This is a genomic window from Pseudoalteromonas sp. CNC9-20, from assembly GCF_022347875.1.
Lineage (GTDB): Bacteria > Pseudomonadota > Gammaproteobacteria > Enterobacterales > Alteromonadaceae > Pseudoalteromonas > Pseudoalteromonas ruthenica.
The window spans coordinates 448,734-470,500 of sequence record NZ_JAKRFS010000004.1; the positions used below are offsets into that span (position 1 = coordinate 448,734).

Here is a 21,767-nt window from a genome sequence, read left to right on the forward strand (position 1 = left end):
CCTTTACTTTTTACGGTAGACCTTTTGTACATCTGGCATCACCCGGATGCGGCGCATGATATTTGCTACGTGAATACGGTCTTTCACGGTCACGCCAAGGTCAATAACATATAAATTGCTTTCTTTTTCATCAGTTGTTAGTTCAACAATATTAGCGCCTGTTGACGCCACTAAGTTGGTGAGCTTAGCGAGCACACCTTGGTGGTTGATGATTTCCACACGCAAAGCGGCAATGTATTCTTTTTCTGGGTTATCTTCCCACTTCACAACAAAGTATTTTGATGACTCGCTTTGCCAGCCGCGAATATTTTTACATTCTTGGCGGTGCACGGTCAGGCCTTTGCCTTGGCTAACATGAGCGACAATGGCATCACCTGGGACCGGACGGCAGCACTTAGAGTAATTGACCAGCATGCCTTCGGTACCAATAATGGCCGCCTTTGCCGATTTTTCTAAGTCGTCGATTTGTTCCTCGTCTACTTGCAGTAGGCGTTTGGCAACCAGCATGCTCATAATGTTGCCACAGCCTATTTCGACCAATAGCTCCAGCAAGGTGTTGAGTTGGTGCTCTTCAAGTACACGCGTTATCCGCTCTTCACCTATCTCGTCTAATGCGTGCTCGCCCAAAGCCGAATCAAGCAGACGACGCCCTAATTGCATAGCCTCTTCTTGACGTTGGCTCTTAAGGTAATTACGTACACATAAGCGTGCTTTTGCGGTAACAATAAAGTTGAGCCACGTGGCGTTGGGGTGTGCCCCTGAGCTGGTGATCACCTCTACGGTTTGCCCGGTATCAAGCGGTCGACTCAAGGGGTGCGGTTTGCGATTGACGCGGGCACCTACACAGGTGTTGCCAACATCGGTGTGCACCGCATAGGCAAAGTCGACAGCGGTGGCCCCCATGGGCAACTCGATAATACGGCCATCAGGAGTAAATACGTAAATCTCTTCAGGGAACAGTTCGGTTTTAACGTTTTCCACAAATTCAAATGAAGAGCCTGCACTTTGTTGCAGCTCGAGTAGGCTTTGCATCCATTGACGGGCGCGTTGCTGAGCCGTGTGCCCGGTATTTTCTCCCGCCTTTTTGTACATCCAATGTGCCGCGACCCCTTTATCGGCCATGTGATCCATATCTAAGGTGCGAATTTGAATCTCTACGGGAATGCCGTGTGGCCCCACCAGCGAGGTGTGTAGCGACTGATAGCCATTGGTCTTTGGTACGGCAATATAATCTTTAAAACGTGTTTCGATAGGTTTATAGAGATTATGCGCCACCCCAAGCACGCGGTAACAGGTATCCATGCTATCAACAACAATGCGAAACGCATAAATGTCCATCACCTCATTAAACATCAGCTCTTTGTTGAGCATTTTTTTGTAAATGCTGTAGAGGTGCTTTTCTCGCCCTGATACTTGCGCTTGAATGCCAGCGTCTTCTAAGCGTGATTCAATCTCACCCTGAATATTGCTGATCACTTCCTTACGATTGCCTCGTGCTTTCGCAACCTCTGATTTCAGGGCGCGATAGCGCATCGGGTAAAGCGCTTGAAAACCTAAGTCTTCGAGCTCGTTTTTAATGTCGTGGATACCTAAGCGGTTAGCGATGGGGGCAAAGATTTCTAAGGTCTCGCGGGCGATGCGACGACGCTTGTCAGGACGCAGTGCTCCCAGGGTGCGCATGTTATGGGTGCGGTCCGCCAATTTAATTAAAATAACGCGGATGTCCTGAGTCATCGCCATGATCATTTTGCGATAGTTTTCAGCTTGGAATTCTTTTTTGTCTTTGAAGCTGAGTTTATCGAGCTTACTGACGCCCTCGACGAGTTCGGCGACGGTCTCGCCAAATATTTCCGCCAGGTCTTGTTGCGAGAAGTCGGTGTCTTCGATGACATCGTGCATAAGCGCCGCCATAAGGGTCTCATGGTCGAGCTTCATGCTGGCTAAAATCTGCGTTACTTCAACGGGGTGTGTGATGTACGGCTCACCACTTGAGCGAAATTGTCCTTCATGGGCTTCACGGGCCACCACATAGGCTTTTTGTACCAATGCCACATCAGCCGGAGGCAGGTACTCGGATATTTTTTTCTTTAGACCTTCAAAGAGATACATTCACACTCCAAACACAGCGAGGCGAAATTGAACAGTTAAGGTGAATATACGATGAAAAGAGGGGAAAGCCAACGGCTGCGCGAGTATTGCAGCCGTTTTGAGAGCGTTAGAGGCCGCTTATTGGTTACCGCCAACGATAGCCGCAACAGCTGCCATTTCAGCAGCTTCTTGGTTTTGCTGCTCTTGGCGTTCAATGGCCTCTAGGGTATCCACAGTAATGTGGCCTTCCTCGATTTCACGCAAAGCGAGAACCGTTGGTTTGTCGTTTTCAGCATCAACCATAGGATCTTTACCACCTACGGCGATCTGGCGCGCACGACGGGCGGCGACAAGGATTAAGTCAAAACGATTGCCAATTTTATCTACTGCATCTTCAACAGTTACGCGAGCCATGCTTCACTCCAAAATTTAATTCTGTAAACGCATAGTTTACTGCAAGGTTAAGTTTAGGCCAATAGTTATTTTAACAAGTCGTGGATTAGTTCGTTATGTTTTACACGCTGAGCGCTGATGCTTAAGCGCTTGGCTTTAACGATGGTTTCAATCTCAGCTAAAGCAGTGTCAAAGTCATCATTAACGACCAAGTAATCATACTCATCAAAGTGTGAGGTTTCCGATTGCGCCTTGGCCATGCGCCCGGCAATCACGTCTGCGGAATCTTGGCCGCGATTGGTTAGGCGATTTTCAAGCTCTGCCTTGGACGGCGGCAAAATAAAAATAGTGGTGACGTCCGGGGCTAATTCACGCACTTGTCGCGCGCCTTGCCAGTCGATATCGAGAAACACATCAATGCCGTTGGCAAGTTGCTGTTCTATCGCCGCCTTTGAAGTGCCGTAATAATTGTCGAACACTTGCGCCCATTCAAAGAAATCATCATTGTCGATCAGTGTTTTGAACTCAGCTTCGCTTACAAAATGATAATGCTTGGCGTTTTGTTCGCCAGGGCGAGGAGCACGAGTGGTGTGCGACACCGATACTTGCATATCACTATGTTGTTGGAGTAACGCATTGATCAAGCTGGACTTACCCGCACCAGATGGGGCGGATAAAATAAACAAATTACCACGAACTTGGCTCATGATGTCTCTCTAAATACTGGGGTTTAAAAAAGAGCCGCGTAGTATAGCGGATTTCTCAGCCTAGGTTAACTGGCGCATAAACCTGTTGTCGATTCATGCGCCACAATAGCTTTAGTGTTTAAGCTTAGCCTGAGAAAAACGTGGATACAAAGCTGGCAACACAAACAAAGTTAATAAGGTGGATGTCAGTAGCCCACCGACAATCACGCTTGCCAAGGGGCGCTGAATTTCGGCGCCCACACCTTGAGAAAGCAGCATGGGAATCAAGCCTAATGCCGACGTGATGGCGGTCATCAGCACCGGGCGCAGGCGCTGCGTGGCCCCCTCAAATACTGCGCTGGCTAGAGCTTGGCCGCTATTGATACGCTGATTGATGCTCTCGACCATGACCACTCCATTGAGTACGGCAACGCCAAATAGAGTAATAAAGCCTACCGAGCTTGGCACCGATAAATACTGCCCACTTAAATATAAGGAAAACACCCCACCAATGACTGCCAATGGGACGTTGATTAATATCAGCAAGGCTTGGCCGACGCTGCCAAACGCAAAATACAGTAACAGCGCGATGGCAGCCAGTGACAATGGAATAACAATGCTGAGGCGCTGCTGTGCCCGCTGTTGATTTTCGAATTGCCCGCCGATGGCCACAGAGTAACCGCTGGGCAGCGCCACATCATTTGCGATTTGCTCACGAATTTGCGCCACCACCGAGCCCATATCCCGGCCTTGGACATTTGCTTGGACTACAACTCGGCGCTGTACATCGTCGCGGCGCACCTGAGGAGGCCCCGATTCAATACTAATATCGGCCACATCGGCTAAGCGCACCCACGCCCCGTTGCTAGCTTGCAAATATAAATTGCCAATGGCTTGTGGGGTTTGTCGGTAGGGTTTATCAATGCGTACGTTAATATCATAGCGTTCATTGCCATTGATAATTTGTCCGGCTTGTACACCGCCAATGCCGTCGCGCACCAAGCCCATCACATCGGCGACTTGCAAGCCATAACGAGCCAAGGCTTGGCGCTTTGGTTTTACGATCAGTTGTGCTTCGCCGGCAATTTGTTCAAGCGCGACATCGCGGGTGCCTGGCACCGCTTTTACCGCATTGGCAATGGCCTCGCCCTGAGTCGCTAGCACTTCAAGTTCGGGGCCAAATAGTTTGATGGCCAGCTGCGCTTTTACTCCAGACAGTAACTCATCAACTCGTGTGGCGATAGGCTGAGAAAAGTTAAACAACAACCCTGGGTGGGCACTGAGCTTTTGCTCCATCAAGGCTTGTAGTTGATAGCGGTTTTCTGCACTTTGCCACTGACTGGGGGGCTTTAAGCCAATATAGATTTCGATGTTATTGACCGGCTCGGGGTCGCCCCCAATTTCGGCCCGACCGATACGACTTAGGGCGTACGTGACCTCGGGAAAGCTTAACAGTTTGGCTTCTAGTTTGGGGGCCACTGCTAGTGCGGTTTCGAGGCTTGAAGAAGGCGCTAAGGTAACGCGTAGGTTAATGGTACCTTCTTCGAGCTCGGGAACAAATTCGGTTCCCAACTGCCCTAGGGTGGCAACAGCGCCAGCAACGAGTATAAGCGCCGTGACTACCACCGCTTTGGTATGCGCTAGGGCCAGGTGTAATGTTTTTCGATAAAGCACATCCAAGGGTTTGAGTATCAAGCTGGGGCGCGACGTGATTTGACCGGTAAACAGATAGCTTGCTAGTGCAGGGACGATAATCAACGCCACGAAAATGGCACTGATCACCGCTAAAATAATGCTTATCGCCATCGGTTGGAACAGTTTGGCTTCAACGCCTTCGAAGCTAAAGAGCGGCATAAACACGACTAAAATAATGGTTGCGGCGAAAAATACGGGTCGAGCGACCTCTTTACCCGCGAGTAAAATACGCTCGCGTGCCGTTAACGTGCTGTCTTGGCGGCTTAAATGCTTAAACATGTTCTCAACCATTACCACTGAGCCGTCGACCAGCATGCCTATCGCCACAGCAAGACCGCCAAGTGACATTAAATTAGCGGAAACGTTAAGCCACACCATCATCATTAAGGCCATAGCAATGGCAATAGGGATGGATATGAGCACTAATAACGTGGCGCGTAGGTTCATTAGAAACAGGGCGAGCACAACAACGATAAAAATAAAGGCGAGAGTGAGTGCATTCACCACCGTATTCACGGCTTTGGTGATAAGGTCTGCTTGATCATAAAAAGGTTGAAATCGCACTCCTTGTGGCAGCGCTTGATTGATCATTTGCACCCTTTGCTCGATCCCATCGATGGTGGCTTTGGTATTGGCACCCATGCGTTTGAGGACAATGCCAGAGATCACTTCACCTAACTGCTCGACCTCGCCCTGGGCGTTTTTACGGCTCATGGTCACCGCACCTTGGCGAATCTCGCTGCCTAAGCGTACCTCAGCAATATCTCCGACGGTAATGACCGTGCCGGCGACGGTTTTTACCGCTACTTGTTTTATTTGCTCAATGCCTTGGCGTGAGTGAGCAAACCAGCCGGTACCGCGCACCACCAGCTGTTCTTGACCACGGTCCATATACCAACCGCCCACATTGTCATTGCTGGCATCGAGCGCGGCAACAAGGTCTTGCTGCGTTAATTGGTAGGCGAGTAATTTATTCGGGTTGATGGCGACTTGATATTGGCGCACACGACCACCAAATGACAGCACATCAGTGACGCCGTCAATCGGCATAATCAGCAGCTTTACCACCCAATCATTGAGTGAGCGCAGGGCCATCGTATCGAGCTCGGCCTCTGCATCGGCTATAAGTAAGTACTGATACACTTGCCCCAAGCCTGAGGTATTGGGGCCCATCTCAGGGCTGCCAAGACCGTCAGGGATAAGCTCTTTGGCGGCTTGTAAACGCTCAAAAACCAGCTGTCTAGCAAAGTAAATATCGGTGTCCTCGTTAAACACGATGGTCACTCCAGAAAGGCCTGTTTTAGATATCGAGCGCACTTGCTCGACATTGGGAAGTGCATACATAACCGCTTCGATAGGGTAGGTGATCAGTTGCTCTACCTCTTCGGCGGCCAGACCGGGGGCTTCGGTGTTTACCGTTACTTGTACATTGGTGACGTCGGGAAAGGCGTCTAAGTTAAGTTTAGGGATCACTGTGATGCTGGCAGCGATCAGGCTCACCAACGCCAGCACGACAAGGAGGCGGTTACGCACCGAACAAGCAATAATATAATTAAACATTGTGCCGCTCCAGCTTAGTGGTTATGGGGGTCAAAGCCACTTTTGGCCAGTTGAGAAGAAATAAAGAAAGCCCCGCTCATCGCGACATTGACACCCGCAGGGACGCCGGAGATTTGTTGGTAGCGACCAAAGCGTTCACCCAATTCAACCTCTACGGGTAAGAACTCGCCGGGGCTTTGTTGCACAAACACCTGCCAATCGCCGTCACTGCCGCGCATGAGCGCGCTCTGCGGGAGAGCTAATATTGGCGTGGTGCTAGCAAATGTGAAATGCACATCGACGAACATGCCGGCATGGAGTTTATCTTGCGGGTTATCTACTTTTAGCCGGATCACCCGCGTCCGTGTAGTTGGGTCAATCACATGGGCTTCTTGAATGACTTTCGCTGGGTAAGTGCGGCCGTTGACGACGATATTCACCGCTGTGGCTTTATTGATGGCGCCATCGCTATAAGGCGCAACTTTGGCCTCAACCCATAGGCTAGATTCATCGGCGATGGTCATAATGCTCTGGCCAGCTTCCACTCGTTGGCCTTGGGTGAAGTCGTCGTTAAGCACCACTCCTGAGGTTTGGGCCACCAAAGAATATTGGCCAAATGACGCAATGTTGTCCTTACTAATCGTATCAATGGCTTCAGTGGTTAAGCCAAGGGCAATTAACTGCCCGTAGCTGGCGTTGTATTGTGACTGTGCTTTTAAGCGAGCACTTTCACTCACCGCTCGGTTATCAAGTTGCTTTACTCGTTGCCACTCACTCGCCGCTACTAGGTAGTCGGCCTGAGCATTGGCCATTGTTTCACTGAATAAGGTGACCAGTGGTTGCCCTTGATTGACGTGCTCGCCAAGCATTGCGTGGCGCTCAATGACAACCGACTCAGTACGTGCAGAAACGATGTAACTTGAGTACCCGTTGGCCTTGAGCTCTCCAGGTGCATACAGCGTTTTGTTATGTGTACGTGCTTGTAAGGGCGCTACTTTTATTTGCGCTAGGGCCATGCTGCGCTCACTGAGAGCAATACCTTGACCATGGTCACTGGGTGATGATTTTGCTGTATTGTTGATATCATTATGGTCGTGACCTTCGCCCGCGAAGGTGAGCGACGACACGCTCAATACTAACAATGTAACGGTTTTGATAAACACCGTGAAAAAGGTGTCCAAGGCGCGATAAACACACGCGCCACCAAGTGCCTGCGAGCTGCGCGCAAAGCAACAAATAGATAGATTCATAAACTGTTCTCTAACTGCAAATTTTAAATTGGCCACAAGCGCAGTGTGCGCGTTGGGCGTGGAGGATAAGTGCAGTTAGGCGATGGGAGGGCGGAAAGTTGGATAAATGACTTCGCCCACAGCGCGGTGGCGCCAGTCCGGCAATGCGAAATCAACATGGTCATTGGCAAAACAGGGGGCCGGCATGCTCCCCCAAGTGAGATGTGAGCCTGAGCAGTGGCCGCAGTGATGACAATCAGCAGTATCGTGCAAGTTATCGCTTGCCTGTGGTTGCAAGTCATCATGTTGTTGGTGCGAATGTACGCTCTGTAAATGCTCGCTGTCGATTTGATGTACAGGGGTGGGATCAGCACTCGCTGCCAGTGATTGCAGCACAATCACTAGGGGTAAAAGAATGCTAAATACACACTTAAGCACCGGGAGCACACCTGTTAGTTATCAAATTAGGGTCTAAAATACCGACAGCGATACATAAAATCAATGGGCATTGTGCTTAACTGGCATGCAATTTAAAGCGCTGCACAGACTCACTAAGTTCACCGGCTTGAGAATTAAGCTGTTTCGCAATCTCTAAAGCCCCTTGCGTGTCGTTCAGTGATGCTTGGCTCGCGCGCTCAATATCAGACACGTCCTTGGCCATTTCCGCAGCGACCACTGATTGCTCTTCGGTGGCAGTCGCGATTGATTGAATCATACTGGCAATATCGCTGGCACTTTGCATTATATTGCTAAGTTGTTCCCCGGCCTGCTCCGCCATAGATACACTGCTGTTTACTTGCTCTACGCTACTATGCATAGACTCTACCGCTTGGTGAGTTTGCTTTTGGATGGCGGTAATTGTCTGCGCGACTTCATCGGTGGCTTTGGTCGTGCGCTCAGCCAAGGTCCGTACTTCGTCGGCAACTACGGCAAAGCCTCGGCCCTGCTCACCGGCTCGTGCGGCCTCAATGGCAGCATTGAGTGCCAACAAGTTTGTCTGCTCGGCAATGGCACTGATCACACTGATGATATTGCCAATTTGATTACTAAGCTCACCCAGTTCGGTGACTGAGCTGGAGGTGTTCTGCACTCTGCTCGAAGCGCTTCTTATTTCTGCTATCGTTTGGCTTACTGCTTCGGCACCATGAGCGGCATATTCTCTTGCTTGCTCACTATTGCCAGATGCTTGTTGTGATTGTCTGGCGACCTCTGAAACCGTTGAGCTCATTTCTTCAATGGCAGTGGCTATCTGTGTTGATTGGTCTGCTGAGTTTTGGCTGCGATTAGCGATTTGCTCGTTTGTTGAGCTAATTTCCAAGCTGGATTCTCTAACCTGAGTGGCCAGTGACGTGATCAGAGCCATTAAATCATGCAGAGATGACGACATTTTGTTGGTCGCCGCAGCAAGGCTGTCGATTTCATCCTTGTTAGCATGAGCAATAGCCGGGCGCGATAAATCGCCGATGCTGACACTTTCTGCTGTCTCTAGCACATTGTTTAAGCGAGTAATGATTGAGTGGCTAATGAGGTAGGCAATAATACCTGCGACAACGAAGGCGATTAAGGTAATGATCACAATAATGATCAAGGTCAGGTTTAAGCCCTCTACAAGGTGGTTTAAGGCGCTAATAGCGTCTACTTGCTCTTCCCGCGCTGAGGTTTGCAAAATAGTGTTTAGTTTATCAACAACCTGGGCTTCTAGGTCATTGATAGTACTTCGAGCATCAATATAGTCTTGTGGACTATAGCGTGTAAAAATGCTGTTGGCCGTGCGCACAATGTCATCGCGATAAGACTCAACTTGACGTAGCGCTGCAACTTCATCAGGTTGTTGCTCAAGTGGTCGAAGCGTCTCAAGGTATTCATTGAAACTGGTTAAATCGTCTTTAAAGCGTGCTTTAGCTTCGGTATCACCGCGAATGTGTGCGTTCACACCCGCGACTAGGTCACCGGCCTCATCTGTCAGTTCGAGGTAATATCTGACACCCGGTAAATTATCCTGCAAGCTGGTTTGTAAATCCCTTGCTTGCATGGCCTGTGCATACTCTTGATCTTTGAGCTCGTCGAGTAAGTCACCTAACTTCTCACTGGTGTCTTGTTCTAACTGTGCCACTTGTGATTGTACGCTACGAAACAATTCAGGGTCGTATCGATTAAATACGCCCTCAGTGATGCCGCGATTGTATTCCTTCACTAAGTTTTCTATGTTTGCCATCTTCTCTATGTCTGATGGCTTGTTAGACTCATACTTATAAAGCTCTTGGTGTTGCGTTTGAAATTGTCTATACAAAGCCGCAAAGCTGTCTCGCTTTTGTTGCTCACCGCCTATGTATTCAAGGGCTTCATTTTGCATTTGATAAATAGTATCGGAGATCGATAAATAGGCTAGTAAACCGGGAAGGTCGTCGTTTTTAACTTCCTCAGCTTGCAGGGTTTCGGTGGAGACTTTAAGCCAAACGATAAGGCTCGAGATAACCATTAAAGCAATAACGGCGGCAAACGACAAAGACAACTTTGTTTTTAGTTTCATAATGTACTCACTGATAAGAGCCTGTTAATTAGGATAGCTGACAGGCTTAGTAATGCTCACAAAAGTTTGGCATAGTGTTTTTACACAGATATAACGCACGAGAAAAAATGTGCTTAATCGCGCTTAAGTTAAAGGGAGCGCGATAAAAAGCGGGAAAGACGGTAAAGAGATTTTAACCCAGAGTGTAGGTACACGCAGCAAAAGGATAAAAAAATGGCGCATCACCACGATCATTCCCATGACATCGCTTCAGAGCGCATTGGTTGGGCATTCTTTTTAAACCTCGGGTTTACTATTATCGAGTTTATTGGCGGGTGGCTTACAAACAGTACCGCGATAATGGCCGATGCCGTGCATGACTTAGGGGATAGCTTGTCAATCGGCAGCGCCTGGCTGCTTAACAAATTCAGTAATAAAGGTGCTAATCAGCATTTTACCTATGGTTATCGGCGCTTAAGCTTATTCGGTGCGTTTATTAATTCGGTGGTATTAGTGATTGGCTCGGTGTGGGTACTGGTGTTGTCGGTGCCGAGGTTGTTCGACCCAGTGATGCCGGTAACGGAAGGCATGTTAGCACTGGCGGTGCTAGGTATCGCAGTGAACGGTTATGCGGCGATTAAACTGAGCAGTGGTAAATCACTCAATGAGAAGGTGCTTAACTGGCACCTTCTTGAAGACGTGCTGGGTTGGGTGGCAGTGCTGGTGGTCGCAATCGTATTGATGTTTGTTGATTGGCCGATTCTAGACCCTATTTTATCCATTTGTTTTACCTTGTTTATTTTGATCAATGTGGTGCGCAACCTAGTGCAGACCGTACGACTATTTCTGCAAGGGGCACCGGATAAAAAGACGCAAACAAAACTCACTGAGGTACTGATAGAGCCGCAAGAAATCAGCACCGCTCACCATGTGCATTACTGGTCGTTAGATGGCGAACATCATGTGCTGACAGCGCATTTGTGTCTTGCTCAAGAGCTTAACGCAGAGCAAGTGATAGCGTTAAAGCAACGTTTGGCCGACAACCTGGCAGAGTATGATTTAGCACACACCACCTTAGAATTTGAGTATCCGCAAGAGCAATGCCGAGATGGTTAAGAAAAAAAGCCCCTGGAAAGGGGCTTTTATGTGTTAAATGAATGCGAGGTGATTATTCAATATTCTGGATCTGAATGTGAATCTTTGCGGAATAAAAAAGTTAAAACATTGATTTTATTTATTTAGTTTTTTATATCCAATATCAAATATACGTTAAAAGTCACCATCTATGTCACCATTTTGTTTTAATTTATTAATTAACCTACCAGCCTTATGACGGCTTGTTCCCATAACTTCCCCCAATGTTTTCCGACAAATTCTTCCATTTGGCTTCAATGGTGTGCTTTTAATGAGTGACATGAGCTTGCTTCTCTCTGTCTCGCTTAGTTGAATTTCCGTCTTGTTTTTCCTTCTATCTGGAAAATGCTCTTGTAAACGACGGTATGCCTCATATCTTGCGGACACGATAACCACTATATCAAAAAGGTCTAAGTCGGACGCTTCATTAATGATGCTTTGAACTTCTTCATTACGGTATCCAAGCCTGACTAAATACCCCAAAACCCATCGCGAAGGGAATGATATTGAAAAGCTACCTTTTTCTAATTTCATGTATGCTTTTCCGTATTCGTTTTCAATAAGCCTGAACGCTGGTTCAAAGGATAACATTCCGTTTTGCCTAATCTTTCGTGTGTGCTCTAGTAAGTATGATGGTGATGGAGAAAGCGTATCCAGCTCACGTGATAAGAAACGGATTTTTTCGATATGGCCTGTCATCTTACTAAATTGGTCTTTACTAATGCGTTTTAGTTTTGACCTATCTAAATTGTATAGATTTGTTTTTGGTTGATGCTGTTCGCAATAGTAGCGAGACAAACCATTTTTATTGGTCCTGAAACACAACGCACAAAAGTCGATAAATTTATTCTTCAAAGAATACTCATTTAAATATTTGATTTGTATTTGAAAAATCTTACTCACGGAAAAGTGAGCGATATAAATGGTAACTTTTTTCTTAAGTAGGGATCAAATGATATACATTCCTTAGCGACGGAAACAACAAGCGGTTTGTTGTACAAACGGAGTTTTGAAAATGAATAATTTCAAATATTTTTCAGAAAATTATCGTCTTGTCTTGAGAAGGCAAGATTTGGCAAATGCTTTACAGGTAAGTGTTGGAACAATTGACAACATGCGTCGCGACGGACGCTTACCTGAACCTATCGAACTAAGCCCCCGTTGTATCGGGTGGCCCAAAACGGTGATTGAGAATTGGCTGGCCTCTGAGTGGGGGGCAAATCGCTAGACAGCGGTTTCCCCAGCTTTGACTGTAATCAAGGAGCAAGGAAGATGAATAATACTAACCAGGGTATTTATCAGCACCAAGAAGGTAAAGCGAAATGTGATCCTCGGTTCATGAATTTTCCGGATGTAGTTACATCTCGGAATGGTAATGAAAAGGTTCTCAACACAGCCGAAAATTTAGCGGCAATGCTTAAGCATTTGGGATATACACTCCAAAAAAATGCGATGACTTTAGAGATTGAAGTGACAAGCTTCGATGAGTCAACATTTTGCAGTTTAGATTCAATCAAAAGTGAACTGATTAGCTGGAGTCAACGGCTTGGATTGCCAAAAGTGGCAATTGAAGATCATATTGTGGCTTTGGCAGAAAAGAACTCTGTGCATCCTATTAAGAGCTGGTTAGATTCTGGTGAATGGGATGGAGTGAACAGGGTCAGTGAAGTGATTTCCTGCCTTAATGCAAAATCTAACGTTTTTGCTGAGTTAATTTTAAAGAAATGGTTAACAGGCTGCGTAGCATCTCTTTACGAGGAAACATTCAGCTCGAAATTGGTTCCGGTTTTACAAGGCGATCAGAGCTTTATGAAGACTTCTGCGATAAGTCGCATTTGTTCAGTTGTGGAGAATGCTTTTCTGGAGGGGGCCGAGCTGGACCCGGATAACAAAGATAGTGTTTTGAGTGTTATCAAAAGCTTTGTTGTTGAATTGGGAGAGCTTGAGAGAACAAGCAAAAACAGTCAAGGGAGCTTAAAAGCCCTTATTACTAAGTCGAAGGACACAGTTCGGCCACCCTATGGCAGAACTGAAATCCATAAACAGAGGCAAACCAGTCTGATCGCCACTGTAAATGGCACTGACTTTCTGAAAGATGAAACGGGTAGTAGCCGTTATGCTGTGATTGAGCTAGATGAAGCTATTAACATTGATGAACTCAACAAATTGTTGGGCTGGTCCTATCAAAATGGGCGAATCAGGCTGGCAATCCCCGAACTTCTCAAGCAGTTTTGGTTAGAAATCAAAGACTATTACGACAACGGGCATAGTTGGAATTTGTCTCACGAACAGGTGAAGGCTATATCGGTGACCAATGAACAACACACCGATAAAGGGAGCTACTACGAGTTCCTTCTGGAAAGGTATGTTTGCGTTGATGATGATGTTATTGAAATCCGGTATTTCAAGGCAGGCGAAATTTGTCAGTTGGAAGGAATTGATAAACGCTTTGTTCGACAAGTCGGTCAGGCACTAAAGAGGCTAGCAAGTGAAGGCAAAATCGAAACTGAAAAACGTCGTTCTAACGCGACCTATTACGGCCTGAAGTTTGCGAAGCAGAAAGCTGACTTTAGAGACTCTTGATGTTGGTCTCAGAGAGTTCGGTAAGCCTATATCGGGCTCTTTTTATTCAATTCAATAAAGTATGGTTAAAGGGTTAATCAATTCTGAAGCCTGTGAGTCTTTATAACATACATATAGATGTTAAAGGGCCTAACCTTTATTAATCCATTAATCAAATTCAACGCACCATAATTGCACCGGATTGCCCCTTCCTCTATTTTCTCATATTATCACCTATAGTCTCATGGTGGGTAAAACTATGTCCGATGAAATACTGACCTTGAAAGAGGTCGCTGACTATCTCAAGTTGGCAGAAAAAACCGCATACCGACTGGCCGCTGAAGGCAAGTTGCCCGGATTTAAAGTGGGTGGCAGTTGGCGGTTTAAGCGAGAGGATATTTTGCAATGGATAGAAGAACAAAAGAAGAGAGCAGAGTAAATGACCAATAACGAAGAACAACAGTTTTTAGCAGAGCTTGATAAAAAACTCTGGAATGCCGCTGATAAGCTACGCTCAACCCTCGATGCATCGCAATACAAGCATACCGTACTTGGACTCGTCTTCTTAAAATATGTTTCCGACGCTTTCAAAATTAGACAAGATGAGCTTACAGAACAGTTCAAAAATCCTGATCACGATTATTATTTAGACCCAGAAGATTTTGGCGGTGAAGATTCAGAAGAATATGCTGAAGAGCTAAAAGTCGAGCTTGAGCAACGAGATTATTACGCTGAAGTAAACGTATTTTGGGTGCCTGCCGCAGCGCGGTGGCAATTCCTGCAAGACAACAATAAAACCGTTATTGGAGGGGCGGAGCTAAAACTGCCTGATGGTAATACTAAAAAATTCAGCTCAGTGGGACATCTAATCGATAACGCCCTAGAGCAAATTGAAGCGGATAATCAAAAACTCAAAGGCGTACTAAATAAGCTTTACACCCGCTTACAAATCGACCAAGCCAAGCTGGGCGAACTTATAGACCTAATCGCAACAATTCCATTCAACCATGCCAGCCTGAATTCCAAAGATATTCTTGGGCACGTATATGAATATATGCTTGGTCAGTTCGCCTTGGCTGAAGGTAAAAAAGGCGGTCAGTATTACACGCCTAAATCTATTGTTAGCTTGATCGTGCAAATGCTTGAACCCTTTAAGGGGCGGGTATACGACCCAGCCATGGGCTCTGGTGGTTTCTTTGTGCAGTCGGAGCACTTCATCAACGCTCATAAGGGAAAGATTGGCGATGTTTCGATTTATGGGCAGGAATACAACCACACGACATGGCAACTAGCGGCCATGAATATGGCTATCCGTGGTATTGATTTTAACTTCGGCAAAGAGCCTGCCAATACATACACCAATGACCAGCACCCAGACTTACGTGCCGATTTCGTAATGGCCAACCCGCCTTTCAACATGAAAGAATGGGATACGGGCGTTAGCGAAAACGACCCTCGCTGGAAATACGGAACGCCACCATCGGGTAATGCTAACTTCGCGTGGCTTCAACATATGCTCTATCACCTTGCACCGAACGGGTCTATGGGCTTATTACTTTCAAATGGTTCGATGAGTTCCAACACTAACAATGAAGGTGCTATTCGTAAAAAGTTAGTTGAGGAAGATTTGGTCGAGTGCATGGTGGCGCTACCGGGGCAGCTTTTTACCAATACACAAATTCCTGCCTGTATTTGGTTTTTAACTAAAAACAAAGGCGCTCGCACTGCGGCAAGCGGTAGGCAACTACGTGACCGTAAAGGAGAAGTCTTGTTTATAGATGCGCGAAACTTGGGATATATGAAAGATCGCGTATTGCGAGACTTCACCCAAGAAGACTTAAATCAAATCTCTGAAACTTTCCATAACTGGCAAATGGGCGAAAACTACGAAGACGAGGCAGGTTTCTGTAAAAGCGCAAAACTAGAACAACTACAAAAACATGACTACGTACTCACCCCTGGTCGTTATGTAGGTGCGGCCGCTGAAGACGATTATAGTGAACCCTTTGCAGAGACAATGGCCCGCCTGACCACGCAGCTTAAAGTTCAATTTGAGGAATCGGATCGTTTAGAAGCTGAGATTAAAATTAACTTGGTGGGGTTGGGATTCAATGTTTGATTATCAATTGCCTGAGAATTGGAAGTGGGTAATGGTTGAGGATGTTCAAGCTAAAGAAAAGCGAGCAACTATTACAGGGCCTTTTGGCAGTTCTATTGGTAGTAAGTTCTTTGTTGAAGAAGGGATTCCGGTTATTCGAGGTAACAACTTAACTTTGGGAATGGAAAAATTTAAGGATGACGGCTTTGCATTTATTACAGAACAAAAAGCAGAGGAATTGAAAGGCTATAAGGCTTTCCCCGGAGATGTATTGTTCACTGCAGCAGGTACAATTGGTCAAGTCGGTATGATTCCTGAAAACTGTAAGCATGAATACTACATTATCTCTAATAAGCAGATGCGAGCTCGATTTGATACTGATTTGGTAGACCCTGAGTTTGCATACTACTGGTTTTCAAGTAAACCAATGGTTGCTTATATTAAAGCGCTGGATACAGGTTCAACTATTCCGCTTATTAATTTAGGTATATTACGTAAGTTGCCAATGCCTCTACCTCCGCTAGAAGAGCAAAAAAAAATTAAGAAGCAACTAACTACTTTAGATAACAAAATTGAAATCAATCGCCAAACAAACCAAACGTTAGAAAATATATCTCAAGCAATTTTCAAAAGTTGGTTTGTAGATTTTGATCCGACTCGCGCGAAAATCCTTGCTAAGGAACAGGGGCAGAATCCTGAACTTGCTGCTATGGCTGCGATAGCAGGTAAAGAGGTTGATGAGCTGGAGGCTTTAAGTGGTGATCAGCTCGCAAAACTCAAATCCATCGCAACACTATTTCCAGATAACTTTGAAGATACTGGAGTTGGTCTAATACCTGAAGGGTGGGAATCCTCATCATTGGGGGAGCATTTTGATGTAATCATGGGGCAATCTCCAAAAGGTGACACATATAATGAGAATGGGGATGGAATGATGTTTTTTCAGGGTAGAAGAGATTTTGGATTCCGCTATCCAAAGCCCCGCGTATACACAACTGATCCCAAGCGTGTAGCTAATGCAGGAGACACTTTAATTAGCGTGCGAGCACCTGTTGGAGATCGAAATATGGCTGCTACTGAATGTTGCCTCGGACGTGGCGTAGCTAGCATTCGACATAAGTCAGGAGCCCGAAGCTTTACTTATGCATTTATAGGGCATATTGAAGGCAAGTTAGGGGATAGTGGATCAGATGGAACAGTATTCAGTTCAATCAATAAAAATGAGCTAGGGGCTGTTAGTTTTGTAGCTCCAAATGAAAGACTAGTTGTTCTTTTCGAGGAGTTACTTTCGCCAACTGATCAACGAATTGAAATTAACTCACAAGAAATAAGTAGTCTAGAGCAAATTCGTGATTCACTACTTCCAAAATTGCTCTCTGGTGAGTTGGAGGTAGCAAGTGCCAATTGAAAAAGTTAAAAAGAGCGCTGAGCTAATTAAGCAAGTTGAAGTCTTTCTGGAGAATGGTTTTAAAGACAACGAAGACTTTAATGAAGTATTAGATGGTGGTGATCTAATCCAAATTCGAAGTCTGCAAGATCATGAGCAGGTATATGAGTATAAAGCTAGCGAAGTGCTCTACTGGGTGGATCGTACAGTTTATTTGGATGAGCTAGATAATTGGAGTGGTGTTCAATTAAAAGAAATGCACTCGGATGCCATTAATTTTATTGTTCAAAGCAATCAAGAAGCTGTTTTTAGTGATCTGGTGAATCTAATTCGAAGAAGAAAAGTTGCTCCGTTTGTGGGGGCAGGTATTTCGGCTGCTGCTGGGTATCCCGGCTGGGGTAGCACACTTCGAGATTTGGGGTTAAAGCTAACAGAAGTTGATGATGCTGAAGTAGAGCAGTTGTTAGCTAATGAAGATTACCTTTCACTTGCTCAAAAGCTAGCAAATGCATCGCCAGTTCAGCTCGAAAATCATGTAAGAACAACCTTTAGGGTAAAGGCAAATATTGAAACCGACCGAAATCATATTCCAAAAGTAATCCAGCTTCTTCCTCGATTGTGCTCTGGAGCAATGGTTACCACAAACTTCGATACTCTCATTGAAGATTGGTGTAAGTCTAAAGGCGCTCCGGAATTCGATGGTTTCCTTCTTGGCTTACAGCAAAATAGTAATTTTGTTCAAAAGTTACTGAAAGGTGATAGATGTCTGCTTAAGCTGCATGGGGATGCGAGCCAGCCTGACACCTATGTTTTTACCGAAGACCAGTACATACAAGGTTATGGTGAAGTTGAAATTGATTTTCGCCTACAACTCCCGAAAGCACTACGCCAAGTCTATGTCAGTCATTCATTGTTATTCCTTGGCTGTTCTTTAGCACAAGACAAAACAATGGATTTATTTAAGCAGGTAAAGGACGAGGGGCAATTTGTTATACCAGAACATTTTGCTTTGCTTGCAGAGCCCAAAAAAGACGATGGTGAAATTAACCAGCATGTTAAGCAGCAGACTGAAGAGCGCTTATTTGGAATAGGTATTCGTCCTATTTGGTATTCCAGTGATGACAATCATGCGATGCTGGTCAAGCTGCTTGAGCTGGCTGTAGAGGTAGCAGAAAACCGAGTTGGGCTAGGAGGATAATATGCGCAAAGGGATGATCCAATTTATAACAAAAAATAGAACTGTGAGCCAGCCATGATTACTGAAGATCAACTAGAACAACTCTGTCTTGATTGGTTTCAGGCGATAGGATACGGCTATATCTGTGGATATGACATGGCACCAGATGGCGTTAGTCCTGAGCGAAGCGATTATCGCCAGATCATTCTGAGTTCGAGGTTACTTGATTGTCTTGTAAGAATTAATCCGCATATTCCAGTTTCAACGCTTGAGCAAGTCGCTCTTCAGATTTCTAAGCCAGAAACCCCTATATTGATAAAAAACAATAAAGCTTTCCATCAAATGTTGCTGGAAGGCGTGAAGGTTGATTACAAAGACGATAACGGCGAAGAGAAGCATGATTATGCTCGCCTTGTTGATTTCAACAATTTAGAGAATAACCAGTTCTTGGTAGTAAACCAATTCACTCTCATAGGCAGTAAAGGTAATCGCCGCCCGGACGTCATTATCTTTATCAATGGTCTGCCGCTTGCAGTACTGGAGTTAAAAAATCCAGCCGATAGCAAAGCTGATATTTGGTCGGCTTATCAGCAGATTCAAACTTACAAAGACGAAATTCCTGATCTGTTTGCTTTCAATGAAGCGCTTGTTATTAGTGACGGTCTGAATGCTCGCGTTGGTTCGCTGACAGCCAATAAAGAGCGTTTTATGGCATGGCGAACTGTTAGTAATGAACACGATAGACCGCTATTTGAATATGCTTTGGAAACATTGGTTAGGGGGTTTTTCAAACCAGACCTGTTTTTAGATTACATCCGTCACTTCATTCTATTTGAGCAAGCTGGTGACGTTACCATCAAAAAAATTGCAGGCTATCATCAGTTTCATGCCGTGCGTGAAGCGGTGCGAGCAACCGTTACTGCTTCTCAAACCGAGGATGGAATTGCCGAGCCACGAGCTAACTACGCAAATAAAGTGGTTCCCGGCTCTGGTAAGGCTGGAGTTGTGTGGCACACGCAGGGTTCTGGTAAATCTATCTCCATGGTGTGCTATGCGGGTAAATTGCTCGCGCAACCTGAAATGAACAACCCGACAATCGTGGTGGTCACTGACCGTAACGATCTAGATGGTCAGCTCTACGATACCTTCGGTATGGCCGCTGAAACACTCAAACAAACGCCAGTTCAAGCTGAAGACCGTGATGATTTGCGAGACATTCTATCTTCTCGGCAATCTGGCGGAATTATCTTCACAACAGTTCAGAAGTTCGCTTTACTGGGGGATGAAACGTCTCACCCTGTTTTAAGCGAACGGAAAAACATCGTTGTGGTGAGTGATGAAGCCCACCGAAGTCAGTATGGCGATAGAGCCAAATTTAATACCAAAACGGGTAAGTACACGTTTGGTTATTCAAAACATATGAGAGACGCGTTGCCCGCAGCCTCTTTTATTGGCTTTACCGGAACACCGATAGACTCTGCTGATAAAGATACCAGAGCTGTTTTTGGTGATTACGTCTCTATCTATGATATTCAGGATGCCGTTGATGATGGCGCTACGGTGCCTATTTATTACGAATCCAGATTGGCAAAGTTGAATATCAACGAAGCAAAAATGGAAGCCCTCAATGATGAAGTCGATGAAGTCATTGAAGATGAGGAAGACGTTGTAGCGAGGGAAAGCACAAAATCTAAATGGGCGGCATTAGAAAAATTAGTTGGTAGCGAACCTCGTATTGCCTTAGTCGGAAATGACTTGGTTGAGCATTTTGAAAATCGTATTGAAACCATGCCCGGTAAAGCGATGGCTGTTTGTATGAGCAGAGAAATCTGTGTTGATTTATATGATGCGATAGTAGCCATAAGGCCTGAATGGCATGACCCTGATCCTATGAAAGGGGCTATTAAGATTGTGATGACAGGGGCAGCTTCAGACAATGAAAAGCTGCAACCGCATATCTACAATAAAGAGACTAAAAAGCTGTTTGAAAAGCGCTTTAAGGATGTAAACGATCCTCTGCAAATCGTGATAGTGAGAGATATGTGGCTAACGGGGTTTGATGCACCTAATTGTCATACGATGTATATCGACAAGCCGATGAAAGGTCACAACTTAATGCAAGCTATTGCACGTGTTAACCGAGTGTTTAAAGACAAGCCAGGTGGTTTGGTCGTTGATTATATTGGCATTGCCAACGAACTAAAGCAGGCACTAAAAACCTACACTGGTTCAAACGGGAAAGGTAAACCAACACACGATACTCATGAAGCTTACGCTATCCTGCTAGAAAAAATGGATGTTGTTAGAAGTATGTTCCATGGATTCGACTACAGCGGTTATGAAGAGAATGCGTTGCAGCTTTTACCCGGTGCAATGAACCATATTCTTGGCCTGAAGGGGAAAAACAACGAGCTAGATGGTAAGAAGCGCTTTCTTGATGTAATGGCTGCGATTAGCAAAGCTTACACTCTTTGCGGAACCATGGATGAGGTGGAACCGTACAAGAAAGAAATTGCATTTCTTGGTGCGGTGAAGAATGCTATCAGCAAGTTCACCACTATCGATAAGCGTCGCTCTGATGAAGAGAAAAACTCAGCTCTTAAGCAGATTATTGACAATGCTGTTATTGCCGATGGTGTCGACGACATCTTTAATTTAGTTGGACTTGATAAGCCGAATATTGGCCTGCTGTCCCCAGAATTTATGGAAGACGTGGCCAATATGAAGGAGAAAAATCTAGCTGTTGATTTATTAGAGCGCCTATTGCGTGACGAAGTAAAAGCTCGGATGAAAACAGATGTCGTTTCTGAAAAGAAATATTCCGAGCGTATACAGGAGACATTGCGCAAGTATCACAATAGAGGAATTGAAACCGCTCAGGTTATCGAAGAGCTGATAAAAATGGCCAAAGAAATGGCCGAAGATGAAGAGTTAGCCGCTAACTCAGGTTTGGATGCCGATGAAATTGCTTTTTACAGAGCGCTCATCCAGAACGAATCCGCTGTTAGAGAGCTTGGAGATAACAACCTCCGTGAACTAGCTAAACACGTAACCACTCAGTTGAGAAAAAGCACAACTGTTGACTGGCAGGTGCGTGATAGCGTCAGAGCTAAACTTCGCAACTTGGTGCGGCGAGCACTTAGAAAGTGGAAGTACCCGCCGGACAGAGCTGACGAGGCCATTGATCTTTGCTTGAAACAGGCTGAGGCATTGAGTGAGCATTGGAGTGCAAGCGATAATTGAAAGCACGTTACTCACAATTAGCCGTCG

The 21,767-nt window shown here is 45.7% G+C and carries 16 protein-coding genes; 8 read left to right on the forward strand and 8 right to left on the reverse strand.

Annotated elements, in window-relative coordinates:
* Window positions 1-3: 3 nt before the first annotated feature.
* The 7 genes from spoT to MHM89_RS12535 all read right to left on the reverse strand — a co-directional run bounded on the left by spoT (window position 4) and on the right by MHM89_RS12535 (window position 10,160).
* Entirely contained in the window at window positions 4-2,109 is a 2,106-nt protein-coding gene (gene spoT, locus MHM89_RS12505) for a bifunctional GTP diphosphokinase/guanosine-3',5'-bis pyrophosphate 3'-pyrophosphohydrolase (protein WP_022943475.1), read from the reverse strand.
* A 117-nt stretch (window positions 2,110-2,226) separates the two neighbouring features.
* The gene (gene rpoZ / locus MHM89_RS12510) at window positions 2,227-2,502 is read right to left on the reverse strand and encodes a DNA-directed RNA polymerase subunit omega (RefSeq protein WP_022943476.1); all 276 of its coding nucleotides are present in this window, start codon (window positions 2,500-2,502) and stop codon (window positions 2,227-2,229) included.
* Between the two features lie 65 nt (window positions 2,503-2,567).
* A complete protein-coding gene (gene gmk / locus MHM89_RS12515) occupies window positions 2,568-3,188 on the reverse strand; it encodes a guanylate kinase (protein WP_045979328.1) in 621 nt (206 codons plus the stop codon).
* A 111-nt stretch (window positions 3,189-3,299) separates the two neighbouring features.
* A complete protein-coding gene (locus MHM89_RS12520) occupies window positions 3,300-6,422 on the reverse strand; it encodes a CusA/CzcA family heavy metal efflux RND transporter (protein ID WP_239408939.1) in 3,123 nt (1,040 codons plus the stop codon).
* Window positions 6,423-6,436: 14 nt separating this feature from the next.
* Window positions 6,437-7,651 (reverse strand): efflux RND transporter periplasmic adaptor subunit, encoded by a 1,215-nt coding sequence (locus MHM89_RS12525; RefSeq protein ID WP_239408940.1) that lies wholly within the window; start codon window positions 7,649-7,651, stop codon window positions 6,437-6,439.
* 75 nt (window positions 7,652-7,726) lie between these two features.
* Complete coding sequence (locus MHM89_RS12530) at window positions 7,727-8,068, reverse strand: DUF2946 domain-containing protein (protein WP_239408941.1); 342 nt, start codon at window positions 8,066-8,068, stop codon at window positions 7,727-7,729.
* Between the two features lie 76 nt (window positions 8,069-8,144).
* Complete coding sequence (locus MHM89_RS12535) at window positions 8,145-10,160, reverse strand: HAMP domain-containing methyl-accepting chemotaxis protein (RefSeq protein WP_239408942.1); 2,016 nt, start codon at window positions 10,158-10,160, stop codon at window positions 8,145-8,147.
* 213 nt (window positions 10,161-10,373) lie between these two features.
* Here MHM89_RS12535 and MHM89_RS12540 point away from each other — a divergent pair, with 213 nt between their 5' ends.
* Entirely contained in the window at window positions 10,374-11,255 is an 882-nt protein-coding gene (locus MHM89_RS12540; protein WP_239385456.1) for a cation diffusion facilitator family transporter, read from the forward strand.
* 153 nt (window positions 11,256-11,408) lie between these two features.
* Here MHM89_RS12540 and MHM89_RS12545 read toward each other — a convergent pair whose 3' ends face one another.
* Window positions 11,409-12,128: a hypothetical protein gene (locus tag MHM89_RS12545; protein ID WP_239408943.1), complete on the reverse strand. Its 720-nt coding sequence runs from the start codon at window positions 12,126-12,128 to the stop codon at window positions 11,409-11,411.
* A gap of 160 nt (window positions 12,129-12,288) precedes the next feature.
* Here MHM89_RS12545 and MHM89_RS12550 point away from each other — a divergent pair, with 160 nt between their 5' ends.
* The 7 genes from MHM89_RS12550 to MHM89_RS12580 all read left to right on the forward strand — a co-directional run bounded on the left by MHM89_RS12550 (window position 12,289) and on the right by MHM89_RS12580 (window position 21,740).
* Window positions 12,289-12,501, forward strand: coding sequence for an AlpA family phage regulatory protein (locus MHM89_RS12550; protein ID WP_239408944.1), 213 nt, complete (start codon window positions 12,289-12,291; stop codon window positions 12,499-12,501).
* Between the two features lie 44 nt (window positions 12,502-12,545).
* Complete coding sequence (locus MHM89_RS12555; RefSeq protein ID WP_239408945.1) at window positions 12,546-13,856, forward strand: virulence-associated E family protein; 1,311 nt, start codon at window positions 12,546-12,548, stop codon at window positions 13,854-13,856.
* A gap of 238 nt (window positions 13,857-14,094) precedes the next feature.
* Entirely contained in the window at window positions 14,095-14,274 is a 180-nt protein-coding gene (locus MHM89_RS12560) for a helix-turn-helix domain-containing protein (protein WP_239408946.1), read from the forward strand.
* Window positions 14,275-15,954 (forward strand): type I restriction-modification system subunit M, encoded by a 1,680-nt coding sequence (locus tag MHM89_RS12565; protein ID WP_239408947.1) that lies wholly within the window; start codon window positions 14,275-14,277, stop codon window positions 15,952-15,954.
* Complete coding sequence (locus tag MHM89_RS12570; RefSeq protein ID WP_239408948.1) at window positions 15,947-17,341, forward strand: restriction endonuclease subunit S; 1,395 nt, start codon at window positions 15,947-15,949, stop codon at window positions 17,339-17,341. The genes MHM89_RS12565 and MHM89_RS12570 overlap by 8 nt, the downstream gene beginning before the upstream one ends.
* On the forward strand, window positions 17,331-18,518 hold the full coding sequence (locus MHM89_RS18920) for an SIR2 family protein (protein WP_239408949.1): 1,188 nt from the start codon (window positions 17,331-17,333) through the stop codon (window positions 18,516-18,518). Before MHM89_RS12570 ends, MHM89_RS18920 begins: the two co-directional genes overlap by 11 nt.
* A 54-nt stretch (window positions 18,519-18,572) precedes the next feature.
* Window positions 18,573-21,740: a type I restriction endonuclease subunit R gene (locus MHM89_RS12580; protein WP_239408950.1), complete on the forward strand. Its 3,168-nt coding sequence runs from the start codon at window positions 18,573-18,575 to the stop codon at window positions 21,738-21,740.
* The last annotated feature ends 27 nt before the right edge of the window (window positions 21,741-21,767 follow it).